Source organism: Streptomyces sp. AM8-1-1 (genome assembly GCF_032229325.1).
In the GTDB taxonomy this organism is placed as follows: domain Bacteria; phylum Actinomycetota; class Actinomycetes; order Streptomycetales; family Streptomycetaceae; genus Streptomyces; species Streptomyces achmelvichensis.
Map to the genome: position 1 here is coordinate 1525032 of NZ_CP135086.1, position 16496 is coordinate 1541527.

Below are 16496 nucleotides of genomic sequence, written 5' to 3' on the forward strand. Positions count from 1 at the left end.
TGGGTGAACGCCTGCGGCTGGGGGGTGAGGCCCGGCGGGAGATTTCGCGGTGCGCCGAGGCTCATGCCCGACCCGGCGAGAGGCAAGCGGGCAGGGCAGCGCGGCCGGCCTTCAACCCGCCGGTGCCCGCCTCATCTGCGCGTCGCCGGTGCCGGGATCACCTGGAGTTCCAGCGTCGGCGAGGGTTCGGCGAAGCCCGGGCCGCCCGCCTGCGCCCAGGCGAGGACGTCGTCCGTCGCGTCGTCGTCGAGCGCCCAGCCGATCCAGGTCGCCCTGGCGCCCCGGCGGCGGCCCTCCGCCGAGGGCTGGACCACGATCACGTTCGCCTGGCCGCACGGGCCGAGGCAGTCGCTCGTGCGGACCGCGAACCTGCCGTCCGACGCCTCGGCCGCCGTCCGCAACCGGGCCAGTTGGCCTTGGTGGTCGGTGCCGGGGTGCTTGGCCGCGTCCCCGCAGCAGCAGCCGCGGCAGACGACCAGGGTGCAGGGGCGGGCGCCGAAGGGGCGTATCGCGTACGTCGTCACCCGGCGATCTTGTCAGGCGCGGGCGGCCTCGCGGAGGTCCGGACGCGTGCTCTGCGGCGAGGCGTTGGTCACGTACCGAAGCCCGTGCCGGTCACCCGCGACACGAACGGGCCACGTCCGGGCCGCCGTTCAGGGGGCCGACCGCGCTTCCGACAGAACCCTCGTGCCGGGCGCGGGGGCCGCCTCGGCCGGCACCTCACGGCCGCGGCGCTTGGCGATGACCGCGCAGACCATCAGTTGCATCTGGTGGAAGAGCATCAACGGCAGGACGGCAAGGCTCGCGTGGGCGCCGAACAGCACCGTGGCCATGGGCAGACCGGCCGCAAGGCTCTTCTTCGAGCCCGCGAACTGGATCGCGACGCGGTCCGCCCGCCCGAAACCGAGCCGCCTGGAGCCGTACCAGGTGAGCGTCAGCATCGCCGCGAGGAGCGCCGCCTCGACGAGCAGCAGAGCGCCGAGGCGCCCCGGGGTGACCTGGTGCCAGACGCCCGCGTTCATGCCCGCGCTGAAGGCCGTGTAGACGACGAGCAGGATCGAGCCGCGGTCGACGTACCCGAGCACCTTCTTGTGGCGGGTGAGGAAGCCCCCGACCCACCGTCGCAGCAACTGGCCCGCCAGGAAGGGCACGAGGAGTTGCAGCACGATCCGCAGCAGCGAGTCCGCGGAGAAACCGCCGGCCCGGCCGCCGAGGACGACCGCCGCCAGCAGCGGGGTGAGCACGATGCCCGCGATGCTGGAGAAGGAACCGGCGCAGATCGCCGCGGGAACGTTCCCGCGCGCCATCGAGGTGAAGGCGATCGACGACTGGATCGTCGACGGCACGAGACACAGGAACAGCAGTCCGCTGGAGAGCTCCGGTGTGAGCAGCCACGGTTCGAGGCCCCGCGCGGCGAGCCCCAGCAGCGGGAAGACGAGGAACGTCGCGGCGAGCACCGTCACATGCAGACGCCAGTGCCGCAGGCCGTCGACCGCCTCGCGGGTCGACAGCCGCGCGCCGTACAGAAAGAACAGCAGGGCCACGGCACCGGTCGACGCCCCGCCAGCGACATCGGCGGCGCGTCCGGACGCCGGCAGGAGAGCCGCGAGTACCACCGTCCCGAGGAGCGCCAGGATGTACGGGTCGACGGGCAGCCAGGACGGCAGCGACAACGTGCGGCGGCTCATGTGCTCCACTTGCTCTCGGTTCAGGGTCGTGCCCTCCCCATGGTGCTCCTGACACGACCGATCGGGAATCCCGCACACCACGCTCACTGTCATCGCGATTTGTGATGGGTGCGCGGAAAAGGCCTACCGTGGAGGTCATGTACGACCCCGCACAACTGCGTACCTTCCTCGCGGTCGCCCAAACACTCAGCTTCACCCAGGCCGCCCGCCGGCTCGGGCTGCGCCAGTCGACCGTGAGCCAGCATGTGCGCAAGCTGGAGGAGGCCACCGGCCGGCAGCTGTTCACCCGGGACACGCACAGCGTGGAGCTCACCGAGGACGGGGAGGCCATGCTCGGCTTCGCCCGGACGATCCTCCAGGCGCACGAGCGCGCGTCCGCGTTCTTCACCGGCAAGCGGCTGCGCGGCCGTCTGCGGTTCGGGGCCTCCGAGGACTTCGTGCTGACCCGGCTGCCGGAGATCCTGGAGTCCTTCCGGCGCGACCACCCCGAGGTGGACCTGGAGCTCTCCGTGGAACTCTCGGGCACGCTGCACAGACGGCTGGAGGCGGGAAGGCTCGATCTGGTGCTGGCCAAGCGGCGGACCGGCGACACCCACGGCGAGCTCGTGTGGCAGGACACGCTCTCGTGGATCGGCGCCCCACAGCTGCGGCTCGACCCCGCCCTGCCCGTACCGCTGATCGTCTATCCGCCGCCGGGCATCACGCGGGCCCGTGCGCTGGAGGTGCTGGAGGCGGAAGGGCGCGCCTGGCGGATCGCGTGCACCAGTACCAGCCTGAGCGGGCTGATCGCGGCGGCGCGGGCGGGGCTCGGTGTGATGGCGCACAGCCGCGGGCTGATCCCGCCGGGCCTGGCTCCGGTGGCGTCGCGGGCCGGCCTGCCCGAACTGGGCGATGTGGACTTCGTCCTGCTGCACGGCCGGCGGGCGGGCGCGGGGCATGCGGCGCAGGAGGCGGCGGCCGCGCTGGCGTCGTCGATCCTGCGGGGCGCCGACCGGCTGCACCGGGGTGGCGGCCCGCGGCAGCGGTGACAGCCACGCGCAACGGCTCGATGGTCCCGGCCGCCCCGCGGCTCCGTGACGCGAGGGTCCGATGGCTCGACGGCTCGATGGCCCGATGGCCCGATGGCTCGATCATGACCCCGCACCCGGCCGTTCGCGTACCGTCACCCGCCGGACCTGGTCACGGACCCGCTCACCGGCCTGGTACGGACCAAAGCTTCTCGACTCCGTAAAGCGACGGTGCGTGCCGCGTCGAGATTCCGTGGAGATTCGATACCGGCGTACTTACTCTTCGGTCAGAACTGTGGTCCAACTCTCTTTTGTGTGGCCGGACATCCTCGTCTGACCTGTGGTGATGCCATTCGTCCACAGTTCTGCAAGGCCCTCCCGCCGGTCAGCGAGGTGGGGTAGCGTCGCGGCGCTGTGCGGAGCGCCACAAGGAGCAGGCCATTGCGCGAGTTCACTGTCCCCCCGCTGGACGCAGCGCCTCAGGTCGGTGGGCTGGCGGATGCGGTGTTCGACTATGCCCAGGAGGATCCCGATCGCGTCGTCCTCGGACGCAAGGACGCGGAAGGACATTGGCACGATGTGACGTCCGCGCAGTTCCGCGACGAGGTGCTCGCCCTGGCCAAGGGGCTGCTGGCGCAGGGAGTGCGGTTCGGTGACCGGGTCGCCCTGATGTCCCGTACCCGGTACGAGTGGACGCTCTTCGACTTCGCCGTCTGGACGGTCGGCGCGCACTCCGTGCCCATCTATCCCACCTCCTCGGCGGAGCAGGTCTTCTGGATGCTGCACGACTCCGAGGTCACGGCGTGCATGGTCGAGCACGAGGACCACTCCATGACGGTCGGCTCGGTCATCGACCGGCTTCCGCAATTGAAACGGCTGTGGCAGCTGGACGCCGGTGCCGTCGCGGAGCTCAACGCGGCGGGTGCGCACATCGACGACGAGGTGGTGCACCGGCACCGGCGCGCGGTGACCCCCGACTCGATGGCCACGGTCATCTACACCTCGGGGACCACCGGACGCCCGAAGGGCTGCGTCATCACGCACGCCAACTTCATGTTCGAGACCGACACCCTCATCACACGTTGGGAACCGGTCTTCCACTCCAAGCCGGGTGACGAGGCCGCGACGCTCCTGTTCCTGCCGCTCGCCCACGTCTTCGGACGCATGGTGGAGATCGCGGCGATCCGCGGCCGGGTCAAGCTCGGCCACCAGCCGGTGCTCCAGGCAAAGGCGTTGCTGCCCGACCTGGTGGCGTTCAGACCGACGTTCATCCTGGCGGTGCCGTACATCCTCGAGAAGATCTACAACGCGGCGCACCGCAGGGCGGAGGTCGACGGGAAGACAGGCCCGTTCGAGAAGGCCGTCGACGTGGCGGTGCGCTACGCGGAGGCCATGGAACACCGGGCCTTCGGCCTGGGCCCCGGCCCCTCCGCCGGGCTGCGGATGCAGCACCAGTTCTTCGAGAAGATGGTGTACGGCAAGGTCCGCGACGCGATGGGCGGCCGGGTCCGCCACGCCATGTCCGGCGGCTCGGCCATGGACCGGCGGCTCGGCCTCTTCTTCGAGGGGGCGGGCGTCACGGTCTTCGAGGGCTACGGACTCACCGAGACGAGCGCGGCGGCGACGGCGAACCCCCCGGAGCGCACCCGCTACGGCACGGTCGGCCAGCCGATCCCGGGAACCACGGTCCACATCGCGGAGGACGGCGAGGTGTGGCTCCACGGCGCGCACGTCTTCTCGGGCTATCTGGGCGACCCCAAGTCCACCGACGCGGTGCTGCACGACGGCTGGCTGGCGACCGGGGACCTCGGAGCGCTGGACGAGGACGGCTATCTGACGATCACGGGCCGCAAGAAGGAGATCCTGGTGACCTCCGGCGGCAAGAGCGTGTCGCCGGTGGGGCTGGAGGAGCGCGTACGGGCGCATCCGCTGGTCAACCAGTGCATCGTGGTCGGCAACGACCGCCCCTACATCGCGGCGCTGGTCACCGTCGATCAGGAGGCGGTCGACCACTGGCTGGCGATGCAGGACAAGGCACCGCTGGCCCCGGCGGATCTGGTGCGCGACCCGGATCTGGAGATGGAGGTCCGCCGGGCGGTGGTGGCCGCCAACACCCTGGTGTCGCAGGCGGAGTCGATCCGTACGTTCCGCATCCTGGCCCACCCCTTCAGCGAGGAGCACGGGCTGCTCACACCGTCGCTGAAGCTGAAGCGGAAGGCGATCGAGGCGGCGTACGCGGTCGAGGTCGACGCGCTCTACCACTGAGGGGGCGAGCACCCCCCGCACGCCGGCACTGCTGCACGGCACGGCACGGCGAACTGCCCGGCGCGGGGCAGGAAGTACGCGCCGGGCAGTGGTCGGTGAGGCCGCGGCCGACCGGCCGGGCTGTGTGTGCCGGCCGATCGTGACGCGGAAGATCCTGGTCACGCGAGGTCGGCGACGGTTCCGCGAACGCCGATCATGTCGTCCTCGTCAGACGAGCTGATAGCCGCGCATGTTGGTGAGGAGCATGTGGCAGTTCTGGAGGGAGCCCGAACTGTCGCCCAGCGAGCGGTAGATACCCCACTTGGGGCGCACCCGGTCCGCGAGGAAGGTGTCGACGCCCGACTTCGACGCGTCGATCACCGTCGTCGCGCCGTTCTTGAGGATCCAGCGGACGGAGCCGGCCGTGCCGTTCCCGATCCTGATCTGGAAGTCGACGTCGATCCACTTGTTGTGCAGCGGTTCGAGGTTGGTCCGGCCGACGAGGACATCGCCGGAGATGACCTTCAGCTCGATGGTCTGTACGCCGTTCACCCGGCGCAGCGACTGCACGACGATCGGGGACGACCCGGTGCCCGGCTGCTTCATCTGCATGATGTGCGTAAAGCTGGTGGTCGCCTTCAGCGTGCTCGGGATGAACATGCCGTAGGTGACCCGCCAGGTCTGGCCCGACTTCCACTGGAGGGACGAGCTGCCGGTGCGGCAGCCGGTGACCTCGTGGCGCTGCCGGTCGGTCGCGGTGTCGCGGTCCACGGTGTGCATCGTGAACCGGAAGTTGTCGCCCTCGGTGGTGATGTGGGGCGCGGCCGACGTGTGCGAGCCGGCCCGGTCGTCCTCGATGGTCTCGAAGGCCCGCAGTTTGTCGGTGCGTGCCGACGGGGACCAGCGAAGCTGCCAGTCGGCCGCACTGGCCTGCGACATGAGTCCGGGCAGCCCGGCCGCGACGGCGCCGCCGAGTGCCGCTCCCAGGACTGCCCTGCGTGATGCGGTCATGTTTCCTTCACCTCATTGCGAGTTGTTCGTCCATGACGAGATCGGCCCCGGGAACGTGGACGTGGGCTGTTCCGCGCGGTGGACGTACGCGGGGGCGACCGCGGGGTCCGGCAGATGCGTAGGGTCGACGAGATCGCGTATGAGAGCGTGGTCGGGCGCGAGCGAGCAGACCGGGTCCGTGCGGGTGGCGTCGCCGGTGAGGGCGTACGCCTGGCACCGGCACCCGCCGAGGTCGCGGTTGCGCAACGCCCAGCCGTAGAACTGGGTGTTGGCGAGCTCGATCCGCTCCGCGCCCCAGGCGAGGCCGAGTTCGATCAGTGCGTCGAGGGAGCCGAGGTTGTCGCGGTGGAGGACGACGTTCAGACCGAGCGGCAGGTCCGCCTCACGCACCAGGCGTGCCGCTCGTACCTTCGCTGCGAACGAGCGTGCTCCGGCGATGCGTTCGGATGCCGCGGGGTCGGCGTGCTGCACGGACAGCTGCACACTGCACAGCCCCGCTCCGACAAGTGCCGCGAGCCGTTTCTCATGGAGTTCCACTGGGGCAGTCCGCCGCCCGCCGCGGTGCCGAGCACCTGCAGCAGCACGGCGGCGTGGCTATCGGTCGGTGAGGGCGTAGGCGGTGACTTCGAGCGCGGTCCCGACGACCTCGAACCCGGGAGTCTGCCAGGTGGCCGTCTCCTCCGATGTTTCGTTGGTGTCGTTTGCTTTCTTGGTGTCGTTCATGAGCGGTGCCTGCCTTCCTGAGGTGTGGGGTCAGGATTGATCCAGGTGTCTGCTGCTCGGTGACACAGGGTGGTGCAGCTGACCGTCCGTTCACATGAGCGACCGGCGTTCAGTTACATGCCCCAGCGTTCCGGCTTGACGGGGCGCGGTCAATGGTCTGGACCGAGAAGGCCGGAGCTGTATCGGCCAACTTCACTGGCGGGAATGCGCTCGGCAGGTTGATCGTTGACGATGGGAGTACCAACCGACGACGTAAGGATCGACCGCTCGTGAGCAAGGTCCCCTCCATCACACTCAACAACGGCGTCGAGATGCCGCAGCTCGGCTTCGGTGTCTGGCAGGTACCGGACGACGAGGCGGCACAGGCGGTCTCCACCGCTCTGGAAGCCGGTTACCGCAGTATCGACACCGCGGCCATCTACGAGAACGAAGAGGGAACCGGGCAGGCCATCGCCGATTCCGGCATCCCGCGCGAGGACCTCTTCGTCACGACCAAGCTGTGGAACGGCGACCAGGGTTACGACGCGACCCTCCGCGCCTTCGACACCTCACTGGCGAAGCTCGGCCTCGACCATGTGGACCTGTATCTGATCCACTGGCCGATGCCGTCGAAGGGGCTGTACGTGGAGACGTACAAGGCCTTCGAGAAGCTTCTCGCGGACGGCCGCACCAGGGCCATCGGTGTCTCCAACTTCCTTCCGGAGCACCTCGAGCACCTGATCGCGGAGACCTCGGTCGTGCCCGCGGTGAACCAGATCGAGCTGCATCCCCAGCTTCAGCAGACCGCGTCGCGCGCGTTCCACACCCAGCACGGCATCGCCACCGAGGCATGGTCGCCGCTCGGTTCGGGCAAGGGCCTGCTGGACGTCCCGACGGTGGTCGCCGTCGCCCGGAAGCACGACCGCACGCCGGCCCAGGTGGTGCTCCGCTGGCACCTCCAGATCGGCAATGTGGTCATCCCCAAGTCCGTGACCCCCTCGCGCATCCGGGAGAACCTCGATGTCTTCGACTTCGAGCTGGACGGCGACGATCTGGCGGCCTTCGCCGCTCTGGACGAGGGCAAGCGACTGGGTCCGGACCCGGCGACGTTCAACGTCGGCTGACCTCCGGCCGCCCCACCAGCGCCCGAGCGCTCAGCGCCGCCCGGCTCCTGCCGGGCGGCGTTTCGCTGTTCCGGGCCGCCCAGAACCTCCTGAATCCCCGGAACAGCCCTCCCCGAATGGCGGGATTCCGCCGGTCGTGGTATTCCTTTCACCGCTTGCGCGTCTTCTCGTCATATTTACAGGCGGTATGCCTACTTTTGGTGCTCCGAACGAACCTGCACCCCTGGAGGCAGTCCGATGGAGCGCATCAAGAAGGCAACCGTCACCGGCATCACCACCGCCGCCCTGCTGGCCGGGTCGGTCGGCGTTTCCATGGCCGTCGTCGACTCGTCCCCCTCGAAGACCGTGACCGCTCGCGACAGCGGACGCGACGAACGCCCGGCCCTGACGGCGAGAGCCACCAAGCGCGGCGTCGCCGCGTGGCAGCAGTTCCGCGTGTACGGGTCGGCCAGGCAGCTTCCCCCCGGCACCCGTGTGCGTCTCCAGCAGCGGCAGGGCGGTCAGTGGACGACCCTCCCCGCGTCGATGAACACCACGCGCAAGGCCACCTACAAGATGCGCGTCTACCTCGGCTTCAAGGGACGCAACACGCTGCGCATCGTCGGCGGCGGCATGGCGTCGGCCCCCTTCACCGTCACGGTGCGCTGATCCGGTCGCTCCCCGGAGACGGACCATGCCCTCGTCAGCCGCATCAGCGGCGACGAGGGCATTCCGTATGTCCTCCCGCGCCCCTCTCGTACGATCGTTCCGCGTGAACATCACGGCGCCGGACAAGGAGTACGGGAATTGAGCGGGGCATTCAGACCTGGCCGTCATCTGGTGCGCAACGTCGGCAGCGGGCTGCTCCTGGAGGTGTACGGCGGGGTCAGGGGCAGCGGGGCCGTCGTCCAGCAGGGCAAGGAGACCGGCGCTCCCGGACAGCAGTGGCAGATCGACCCTGTGCCGAACGGCAGCGGACTCCACCACTTCGTGAGCGTCGTCAGCGGCAAACGGCTCGACGTCGCCGACGCCTCCACCGAGAACGGCGCCCGCATCCAGCAGTGGCGTCCCAACAACTTCGGCGCGCAGGAGTGGATCATCGAGCAGCATCTCGACACGCCGGGCACCGTCACCATCGTCAGCTTCATCAGCGGACTGCTCCTCGAAGTCGCCGACGGCAGCGCCGAGGACGGCGCACGTGTGCAGCAGTGGGAGGACACCGACTCACCCGGTCAGTGGTGGCGGCTCGAACCCTGCCCCTGACCCGGCCCGCGGCCGTCAGCCGCGGCGGGCGGTGTGCACCGTGCGTGCCATGAGCAGATAGATGTCCGGGCGCTGCGCCAGACCTTGTTCGTCGTGCGGGTCGAGCAGCCGGTCCAGTACGGCGATGTCGTCCGGAGCCAACAGCCCGTCGAGCACCTTCCGTTGCCAGGCGAAGGCCGAGGCCAGCTGCTCGCGTACGGTCCGGGGCACCGGCGCGGGGATGTCGAGGAGGAAGGACCGCGTGCCACTCGGCGCGAGACCGGCCGCGGCCATCAGCGCCCGCCAGTCCTCGATCTCGTCCTTCGCACCGGGCAGTTCGGCGCGCATACCGAGGAACCACTCGGCGGAGGCCGCGTCCAGACGGGCCTCCAGCCCCGGCCGCCCGATGCCGATGTCGCGCGGCAGATGGCGGGCGGGCAGGCCGCCCTCCACCACAGCCAGCAGGCCGCCCGGTCGCAGCAGCCGGGAGAAGCCGGCGAGAGCCGCGCGCTGGTCTCCGATGTGGTGCAGCGAGGAGCCCGCCCAGATCAGGTCCGCTTCCCCCAACGCGTCGAAGTCGTCGGGCAGTTCGGCGTGCAGCGTACGGACCCGGTCGCCGAGACCCGCCCGCTCGGCGCGGGCCCGCGCGAGCTCCAGGAGGGGGACGGTCGCGTCGACCGCCACGACCTCGGCGTACTCAAAGGCCTCGGCGAGCACCAGGCTCATCACTCCCGGTCCGCTGCCGATGTCGATGATCCGCCGGACGCCCGCCGCGGGCACCTGCTCCCCGAGCCAGGCCACGGCCTGGCGGTGCACGGGCCCCTGGAGCTCCGCGCCGCGTTCCAGCAGCGGGCTCATCTCGTCCCAGTCGATGTGGGTCTTGTCGTGGTGGTGACTGCTCATGTCCTCACCCTGTCGCGACGGTGCCGATTCGGCGAGCTTTGTTGCGGTTACGGCAGAACACTGTGCGCGCGGTGCACCATCGGGCTCACCCCGCGGACCCGCTTGAAGGCGGCGCTCAGCGCGAACGAACCGCTGTAGCCGACCTTCCTGGCCACCGCCTCGATGGTGGCGTCGCTCTCGCGCAACAGGTCCGCGGCGAGGTCGAGCCGCCAGGTGGTGAGGTAGCCCATCGGCGGCTCCCCCACCAACTCGTGGAAGCGGCGCGCGAGCTGAGCACGCGACACCCCGCACTTGGCGGCGAGGGAGGCGACCGTCCAGGGGTGGGCGGGGTCGTCCTGGAGCAGGCGCAGCGCGCGGCCCACCACCGGGTCGCCCATCGCCACGTACCACGCCGGTGCCTTCGCGTCGGGCCGGGAGAACCAGGCCCGCAGGACGGCGATGAGCAGCAGGTCGAGGATCCGGTCGAGCACCACGCTCTGGCCGGGCTCGTCCCGTGAGATCTCGTCGTCGAGGACCGGCATGAGCGGGCAGTTCCACTCGTCGGCGGTGAGATGGACCAGCGGGGGCAGGGCGTCCAGCAGCCTCGCCGAGACCTCGCCCTTCATCTGATAGGTGCCGACCAGCATCACGGACGAGCCGTCGGGGTCGTTGCCCCAGCTCCGCACACCCAGGGCCATGGATGTGGCGAGCGGTTCGCCGCGCAGGGTGTGGCAGGTGCCGCCGGGACCGATCAGCGCCAACGGCTCGGTCCGCAGGTCGTCGCCGGTGGTGTAGCCGCCCGGCCCCCGGGCGATCGCCACGTCACCGGGCCGCATCAGCACCTCGTCGCCGGCGTCGGAGCTGATCCACGTCTGCCCCTGGGTGACACACATCAGGGAGAGCGGTGCCTGGTCCTCGATCCGCACGGACCAGGGCGGCTCCATCACCATCCGCAGCAGGAAAGCGCCTCGGGCACGCGGTCCGTCGAGCAGCCCGGCAAGAGCGTCCATGACTCCAGCGTAGACGCAGAAACATGCCATTGAGGCTTTGCAGCATGGAGAGTCCAGAGCGCGGCCGCGAATCTGGAGGCATGACAGAGAACCTGAAGCAGGAAACGGTGTTGGTGACGGCGGCCACGGGCAAGACGGGTCACCGGGTGGCGCAGCGGCTCACGGAGCGCGGTGTCCAGGTGCGGGCGGGCTCGCGCCGCGGTGCGGTCCCCTTCGACTGGGAGGACGCCTCGACCTGGGGCCCGGCGCTCGGCGGCGCGGACGCGGCCTACGTCACGTACTACCCCGACCTCGCGGGTCCCGGCGCCACCGAGGCGATGCGGGCCTTCGGGCAGGCGGCGGCCGCGGCGGGCGTGGGGCGTCTGGTGCTCCTTTCCGGCCGTGGCGAGCCGGACGCCGTGAAGGCCGAGAGCGCGCTGCGGGAGGCGGGTGTACCGCTCACGGTCGTGCGGGCCAGCTTCTTCGCGCAGAACTTCAGCGAGGGCCCGATGGCCGAGGGTGTGGCCCAGGGCGAGCTCGTCTTCCCGGCGGGCGGCACGGCGGAGCCGTTCATCGACGCGGACGACCTGGCGGACGTGATGGTCGCCGTCCTCACCGAGGAGGGCCACACGGGCGAGACGTACGAGGTGACGGGCTCGCGGCTGCTGACCTTCCAGGAGGCGGCCGAGGAGATCGGGCGGGCGACCGGCCGCGAGGTGCGCTATGTGCCGGTGACCGGCGAGGAGTACCAGGGGATGCTCCAGCAGGTCGGGCTTCCCGCGCAGGACGCGCAGTGGCTGGTCGAGCTGTTCACGATGCTGATGGACGGGCACAACGCCTCGACCACGGACGGGGTCCGGCAGGTACTGGGCCGTGCGCCGAGGGACTTCGCGGACTACGCCCGGGACGCGGCGAAGGCCGGCGCCTGGGACGCGTGAGCCGTCCGGTCACGGGGCACGAAGGGGGTCGGTACGCCGCCGGTCAGCCGGTGGCGTACCGCGCCGCGAGTTCGCGGGCCGTCCCCGCCATCCGGGCACGGAGCTCGGCGGGTTCGAGCACCTCGACCTCCGTGCCCATCGCGAGGAACTCGCGGTGCGCGTGACCGAGGGACTCGATGGGGAGCGACGCGCGGGTCCAGCCGTCCGGTTCGGCCGTGCCGGTGTCCGCGAGGGCCTGCGCCACGGGCCCGGTCAGTCCCTCGGCGGCGGCGGGCGAGATCCGCACGAGTGCCCGGCCGCTGTACAGCCGGGCGTGGAAGTCGGCCTGCTGGCGCTGCCAGTGGGCGGCCAGATCGAATCCGGGCGGCGGCTCGAACACGCTCCCGTCGCAGGAGAGTCGAAGGATCTGGTCGACCCGGTACGTGCGCGGACCGGGGGCCGCGACGACGTACCAGCGCCCCGCTTTGAGCACCAGACCGTACGGCTCCAGACGGCGGTCCACATCGGTCGGCTCCTTCCAGCGGCGGTAGCGGACGTCGATCACCCGGCTGTGCCAGACCGCCTCGGCGACCTGGGTCAGATAGGGCACCTCTTCGTCGGGGGCGTACCAGCCGGGTGCGTCGAGGTGGAAGCGCGAGCGCATCCGGTCGGCCTGGTCGCGCAGTTCGGCGGGCAGCGCGGCCCGCAGCTTGAGCTGGGCGGCGGCCAGGTCCGAGCCCAGGCCGAGTTCGGCGGCGGGTCCCGGGACGCCGGACAGGAACAGGGCTTCCGCCTCTTGGGCGGACAGCCCGGTCAGATGCGTCCGGTAGCCGGCGAGCAGCTGGTAGCCACCGGCGTGGCCGGCGTCCCCGTACAGCGGCACACCGGACGCGTGCAGTGCCTCGATGTCCCGGTAGACGGTCCGGACGGACACCTCCAGCTCCTCCGCGAGGCGGGCGGCGGTCATCCGGCCCCGGGTCTGGAGGAGCAGAAGGATCGACACAAGTCGGCTGGACTTCACTGACACAGGATGTCAGTGGAGCGGCTCTAGCGTCCTGCCCATGAGTTTCGCCGAGAAGTTGCTGTTCGTGCCCCCACCGATCGAGGTGGGCGGCCGTCGGATCAAGCGCTACCACGTCACGAGGGACCCGGCAGGGATAGAGCCCGCGGTCGAGAAGGCCGCGTACGAGATCCTGCCGATGTTGCTGCCGGAGCCGGACGGTACGCCGGCGGCCGCGTTCGTCGTCCTCCACAGGGGAGAGGACGACGGCGCGTACCTCAACGCGTACAGCTGGGTGTGGGACAACGCCGTGCACTTCGCGGGCGCGGCGGCCGGACAGCCCGTACTCGACTGTCCGGACCGTGATCCGACCCATTTCATCAGGCTGTCCAAGCCCTGGATCGGCTGTGTGTACGAGCTGCCGCCGGTGGTGCACGAGCGGGACGCCTGGGTGCGGCATGTGCTCACGCCCGAGCGTCCCGACCTGGACGCCTATCTCGCCGACTCGCTCCGCGAAGGAACGACCGGAGGCCGCTCATGAGCACGACCGACTTCGACTTCCTGGTCGGCGAGTGGGTCGTCGCGAACCGCCGCCGCACGGACTTCCTGGACGCGACGAGCCCGTGGGAGGAGTTCACGGCGATGAGCCGGGCGTCACGCCACTTCGACGGCGGGGCGAACTTCGACGAGATCGTCTTCCCGTCGCTTGGGTTCCGCGGCCTCACGCTGCGGCTGTACGACCCGGACCGCGACGTGTGGTCGCTGTACTGGGCGAACGACCGCTCCGGCGCGCTGTTCCCGCCGGTGGTGGGACGCTTCGGCGGAGACGGGCGCGGTGAGTTCCACGGCGACGACACGCACGACGGCAAGGACGTGCGGGTGCGGTTCGTCTGGTCCGGCATCAGCGACACGACGGCGCGCTGGGAGCAGGCGTTCTCGGTCGACGAGGAACGGACGTGGGTGACGAACTGGGTGATGGACCTGTCGCGGCCGGTCTGAGCCCTGGGCGGTGTGCCGGGCCGGGCCGATGTTGCCGGCCCGGCCGATGCTCGGCGACGGTGCCGGACCGCGCGGACCTCGCGGACCTCGCGCACCGGCCGGCGGACCGGTCGGCGGACCGGCCGGCAGCCGTGCCCGGCACGCTCCGGGGTCAGCTCGCGCCGTGCCCGGGCGCGAGCTGTTCCACCCGTCGCGCCAGAGTGAAGTCCTTCTCGGTGACCGCGCCGCCCGCGTCGTGCGTGTGCACCGTCAGCGAGACGCTGTTGTAGCCGAGCGTCAGATCGGAGTGGTGGTCCAGCTCCTGCTGGACCTGCGCGATGTGCACGACCATCGCGGTGGCCGCGAAGTGGTCGGCGAGCCGGTAGGAGCGGGAGATGCGGTCCCCCTCCAGCGACCAGCCGGGCAGCTCCGACAGCCGGTCCTCGATCTCCTTCTGCGACAGCGGCTCTGTGGCCATGACCAGGTCCCTTCGACAGCGGATGGGTGGGCTGAGGCGGCTTCGGCCACCATAAAGGGGATGCCCGCTCCCCTGCGATCCGTGTACCTTCCACCGGTGGAAGCGCTGACCGAAAAACAGATTCGCGGCTCGTTCGTCAACTGCACCAAGGGCGAGGCGACCCGCCTGAAGCTCCCCGCCGACTTCGGGCAACTGCCCTGGGACGATCTCGACTTTTTGGGCTGGACCGATCCGGGGGCTCCGCTGCGGGCCCATCTCGTGCTCCCCCGTGCGGACGGCCCGGTGGGCATCACGCTTCGCGTGCCCTCGGCCGGGCGGACCAGCGCCATCAAGTCGAGCATGTGCCATGTCTGCCTCACCCCGCATGCGTCGTCCGGGGTGACCCTGTTCGCCGCCCCGCTGGCGGGCACGGCCGGGCGGGAAGGCAACACCGTGGGCACCTACCTCTGCTCCGACCTCGCCTGCTCGCTCTACATCCGTGGCAAGCGGCAGCCGAAGCTGCGGACCGGGGTGGACGCGGAGACGCTCACCGAGCAGGAGCGCATCGACCGTACGGTCGCCCATCTGACGGCCTTCGCCGAGAAGGTGCTGGGCACGCGCTGACCGTGCCGCTCAGCCCCGGGACTGGAGGACCTGCTCGATGGTGTCGGCCTCCTGCGCCGCCTTGTCGGTGCGGTGGCGCAGCACCCGGGCGAAGCGGAGCGTGACACCCGCCGGGTAGCGGGGAGAGCGCTGGATTCCGTCGTACGCGATCTCCACGACCAGTTCGGGACGGACCCTGACGGTGAACCCGTCGTCGTCGACGGCGAGTTCACGGAGCCGGTCCGTCTGCCAGCGCAGCATCTCGTCGGTCAGCCCCTTGAAGGTCTTGCCGAGCATGACGTACGTACCGTCGGAGACGCGGGCGCCGAGGTGGAGGTTGGAGAGCAGGCCCGTGCGGCGGCCGTGGCCCCATTCGGCGGCCAGGACGACGAGGTCGAGGGTGTGGACGGGCTTGACCTTCAGCCATGAGCGGCCGCGCCGGCCCGCGACGTAGGCGGCGTCGAGCGCCTTGACCAGGACGCCTTCATGACCGCGGCGCAGCGTCTCGGCGAAGAACTCCTCGGCTGCGGCGACCTGTTCACTGTCGCCGGGGTCGGCGACGACATGGCGGCGGACCCGCATGGGTTCCGGCACGAGGCGGGCGAGGACTGCGTGCCGTTCGCCGCCCGGGAGGTCGAGCGTCTCCTCGCCGTCGGCCGCCAGTACGTCGAAGAAGACGGGAGAGACGGGCAGCGTGGCGCGGGCCGCCCGGACGTCGATCCGGGAGCCGACGCGGGAGGCGATCTCCTGGAAGGAGTAGGGGCGGCCGTCCCGGTCGAGCGCGATCACCTCGCCGTCGAGGATGAACTGATCACCGGTCATGTCCCGGGCCGCGTCCACGACTTCGGGCAGCCGGTCGGTGATGTCGTCCAGCGAGCGGGTGTAGATCCTGATCTCGTCGCCGCTGCGGTGCACCTGGACACGGATGCCGTCGAGCTTCTCCTCGACCACGCAGCGCGCGTCGAGGGTCATGACGGCTTCGGTGACCGACTTCGCCGTATGGGCGAGCATCGGCTGTACGGGGCTGCCGACGCGCAGCCGGAATTCCGCGAGCGCCGCCGGCCCCTCGGCGAAGAGCGCACCGGCGACACGAGGCAGCGATCCGTCCAGCATCACCGCCCGGCGTACGTCCTCGGCGGGCGCGTCCGCGGCCTTGGCGACGGCCTCCAGGGCCACGGCGTCCAGCGCGCCCTGCCGAACCTCGCCCGTCAGCAGACGGGTCAGGAACTGCTGCTCGTCGGCTGTGGCCGCGGCCATCAGATCGCGTACGAGGCGCTTGCGCTCGTTCTGGGAACCGGCGCCCTGAAGGCCGGCGAGCGCGGTGAGTGCCGCGTCGGCCTCGGGAACGGTGAGCGCGGCGGTCTCCGCGGGCGCGGGCCGCTCCTTGAGCACGCTCCACCCGATGCCGATGCGGCCCTGCGGGACCCGCCCGGAGAGATACGAGATCACGAGGGCCACGTGCTCGGGCCGGGTGTCCGCGAACAGCTCGGCGAGAAGGGCGATCTTCCGTGAGCGTGCGGAGGTGGCGGCCACGTCCCTGGACACGTCGGCGACTCGAGCCAGCAGCATGCGGCCATGGTGCCCCGAAGGAGCGTGAGGCGCACGTGCAGAGGGTCAGGCCTTCGGGAGCCCGGGCACGCGGCCGGCTCCGCACCAGGCACCCGAGGCTCCCC

At 70.6% G+C, this 16496-nt stretch carries 18 protein-coding genes and 1 pseudogene; 9 read left to right on the forward strand and 10 right to left on the reverse strand.

What is annotated here, in order from left to right; translation table 11 throughout:
* Window positions 1-131: 131 nt before the first annotated feature.
* The gene (locus tag RPQ07_RS06870) at window positions 132-524 is read right to left on the reverse strand and encodes a (2Fe-2S) ferredoxin domain-containing protein (RefSeq protein ID WP_313943148.1); all 393 of its coding nucleotides are present in this window, start codon (window positions 522-524) and stop codon (window positions 132-134) included.
* Window positions 525-653: 129 nt separating this feature from the next.
* The gene (locus tag RPQ07_RS06875; protein ID WP_313943149.1) at window positions 654-1688 is read right to left on the reverse strand and encodes a bile acid:sodium symporter family protein; all 1035 of its coding nucleotides are present in this window, start codon (window positions 1686-1688) and stop codon (window positions 654-656) included.
* A gap of 128 nt (window positions 1689-1816) precedes the next feature.
* Between RPQ07_RS06875 and RPQ07_RS06880 the strand changes: the two genes are divergently transcribed.
* Together RPQ07_RS06880 and RPQ07_RS06885 are read left to right on the forward strand one after the other, a co-directional pair.
* A complete protein-coding gene (locus tag RPQ07_RS06880) occupies window positions 1817-2716 on the forward strand; it encodes a LysR substrate-binding domain-containing protein (protein WP_313943150.1) in 900 nt (299 codons plus the stop codon).
* A gap of 420 nt (window positions 2717-3136) precedes the next feature.
* A complete protein-coding gene (locus RPQ07_RS06885; RefSeq protein ID WP_313943151.1) occupies window positions 3137-4960 on the forward strand; it encodes an AMP-dependent synthetase/ligase in 1824 nt (607 codons plus the stop codon).
* A gap of 207 nt (window positions 4961-5167) precedes the next feature.
* On the opposite strand, the gene RPQ07_RS06890 is transcribed toward RPQ07_RS06885, so the two are convergent.
* The 3 genes and pseudogenes from RPQ07_RS06890 to RPQ07_RS06900 form a co-directional block, all read right to left on the reverse strand.
* Complete coding sequence (locus tag RPQ07_RS06890; RefSeq protein ID WP_313943152.1) at window positions 5168-5950, reverse strand: Tat pathway signal sequence domain protein; 783 nt, start codon at window positions 5948-5950, stop codon at window positions 5168-5170.
* Between the two features lie 12 nt (window positions 5951-5962).
* Window positions 5963-6496, reverse strand: a pseudogene (locus tag RPQ07_RS06895) (hypothetical protein); the annotation flags it as partial.
* A 48-nt stretch (window positions 6497-6544) separates the two neighbouring features.
* Complete coding sequence (locus RPQ07_RS06900; RefSeq protein ID WP_313943153.1) at window positions 6545-6673, reverse strand: pyrroloquinoline quinone precursor peptide PqqA; 129 nt, start codon at window positions 6671-6673, stop codon at window positions 6545-6547.
* A 269-nt stretch (window positions 6674-6942) separates the two neighbouring features.
* On the opposite strand from RPQ07_RS06900, the gene RPQ07_RS06905 reads away from it, so the two are divergent.
* The 3 genes from RPQ07_RS06905 (at window position 6943) to RPQ07_RS06915 (ending at window position 9018) form a co-directional block, all read left to right on the forward strand.
* The gene (locus RPQ07_RS06905; RefSeq protein ID WP_313943154.1) at window positions 6943-7776 is read left to right on the forward strand and encodes an aldo/keto reductase; all 834 of its coding nucleotides are present in this window, start codon (window positions 6943-6945) and stop codon (window positions 7774-7776) included.
* 237 nt (window positions 7777-8013) lie between these two features.
* Window positions 8014-8424 (forward strand): hypothetical protein, encoded by a 411-nt coding sequence (locus tag RPQ07_RS06910; RefSeq protein ID WP_313943155.1) that lies wholly within the window; start codon window positions 8014-8016, stop codon window positions 8422-8424.
* A gap of 138 nt (window positions 8425-8562) precedes the next feature.
* On the forward strand, window positions 8563-9018 hold the full coding sequence (locus RPQ07_RS06915; protein ID WP_313943156.1) for an RICIN domain-containing protein: 456 nt from the start codon (window positions 8563-8565) through the stop codon (window positions 9016-9018).
* 15 nt (window positions 9019-9033) lie between these two features.
* Here the strand turns inward: RPQ07_RS06915 and RPQ07_RS06920 are convergent, their stop codons facing one another.
* A complete protein-coding gene (locus RPQ07_RS06920; protein WP_313943157.1) occupies window positions 9034-9900 on the reverse strand; it encodes a class I SAM-dependent methyltransferase in 867 nt (288 codons plus the stop codon).
* A gap of 47 nt (window positions 9901-9947) precedes the next feature.
* Complete coding sequence (locus RPQ07_RS06925) at window positions 9948-10889, reverse strand: AraC family transcriptional regulator (RefSeq protein ID WP_313943158.1); 942 nt, start codon at window positions 10887-10889, stop codon at window positions 9948-9950.
* A gap of 80 nt (window positions 10890-10969) precedes the next feature.
* On the opposite strand from RPQ07_RS06925, the gene RPQ07_RS06930 reads away from it, so the two are divergent.
* Window positions 10970-11806, forward strand: coding sequence for an NmrA family NAD(P)-binding protein (locus tag RPQ07_RS06930; RefSeq protein ID WP_313943159.1), 837 nt, complete (start codon window positions 10970-10972; stop codon window positions 11804-11806).
* A 43-nt stretch (window positions 11807-11849) separates the two neighbouring features.
* Here the strand turns inward: RPQ07_RS06930 and RPQ07_RS06935 are convergent, their stop codons facing one another.
* Complete coding sequence (locus tag RPQ07_RS06935; RefSeq protein WP_313943160.1) at window positions 11850-12806, reverse strand: YafY family protein; 957 nt, start codon at window positions 12804-12806, stop codon at window positions 11850-11852.
* 40 nt (window positions 12807-12846) lie between these two features.
* Between RPQ07_RS06935 and RPQ07_RS06940 the strand changes: the two genes are divergently transcribed.
* The gene (locus RPQ07_RS06940) at window positions 12847-13326 is read left to right on the forward strand and encodes a hypothetical protein (protein WP_313943161.1); all 480 of its coding nucleotides are present in this window, start codon (window positions 12847-12849) and stop codon (window positions 13324-13326) included.
* On the forward strand, window positions 13323-13784 hold the full coding sequence (locus tag RPQ07_RS06945) for a hypothetical protein (RefSeq protein WP_313943162.1): 462 nt from the start codon (window positions 13323-13325) through the stop codon (window positions 13782-13784). The genes RPQ07_RS06940 and RPQ07_RS06945 overlap by 4 nt, the downstream gene beginning before the upstream one ends.
* 151 nt (window positions 13785-13935) lie before the next feature.
* On the opposite strand, the gene RPQ07_RS06950 is transcribed toward RPQ07_RS06945, so the two are convergent.
* Window positions 13936-14241: a 4a-hydroxytetrahydrobiopterin dehydratase gene (locus RPQ07_RS06950; RefSeq protein ID WP_313943163.1), complete on the reverse strand. Its 306-nt coding sequence runs from the start codon at window positions 14239-14241 to the stop codon at window positions 13936-13938.
* A gap of 96 nt (window positions 14242-14337) precedes the next feature.
* Between RPQ07_RS06950 and RPQ07_RS06955 the strand changes: the two genes are divergently transcribed.
* The gene (locus RPQ07_RS06955) at window positions 14338-14844 is read left to right on the forward strand and encodes an FBP domain-containing protein (RefSeq protein ID WP_313943164.1); all 507 of its coding nucleotides are present in this window, start codon (window positions 14338-14340) and stop codon (window positions 14842-14844) included.
* A gap of 9 nt (window positions 14845-14853) precedes the next feature.
* Here RPQ07_RS06955 and RPQ07_RS06960 read toward each other — a convergent pair whose 3' ends face one another.
* Window positions 14854-16392 (reverse strand): ATP-dependent DNA ligase, encoded by a 1539-nt coding sequence (locus RPQ07_RS06960; RefSeq protein ID WP_313943166.1) that lies wholly within the window; start codon window positions 16390-16392, stop codon window positions 14854-14856.
* Between the last annotated feature and the right edge of the window lie 104 nt (window positions 16393-16496).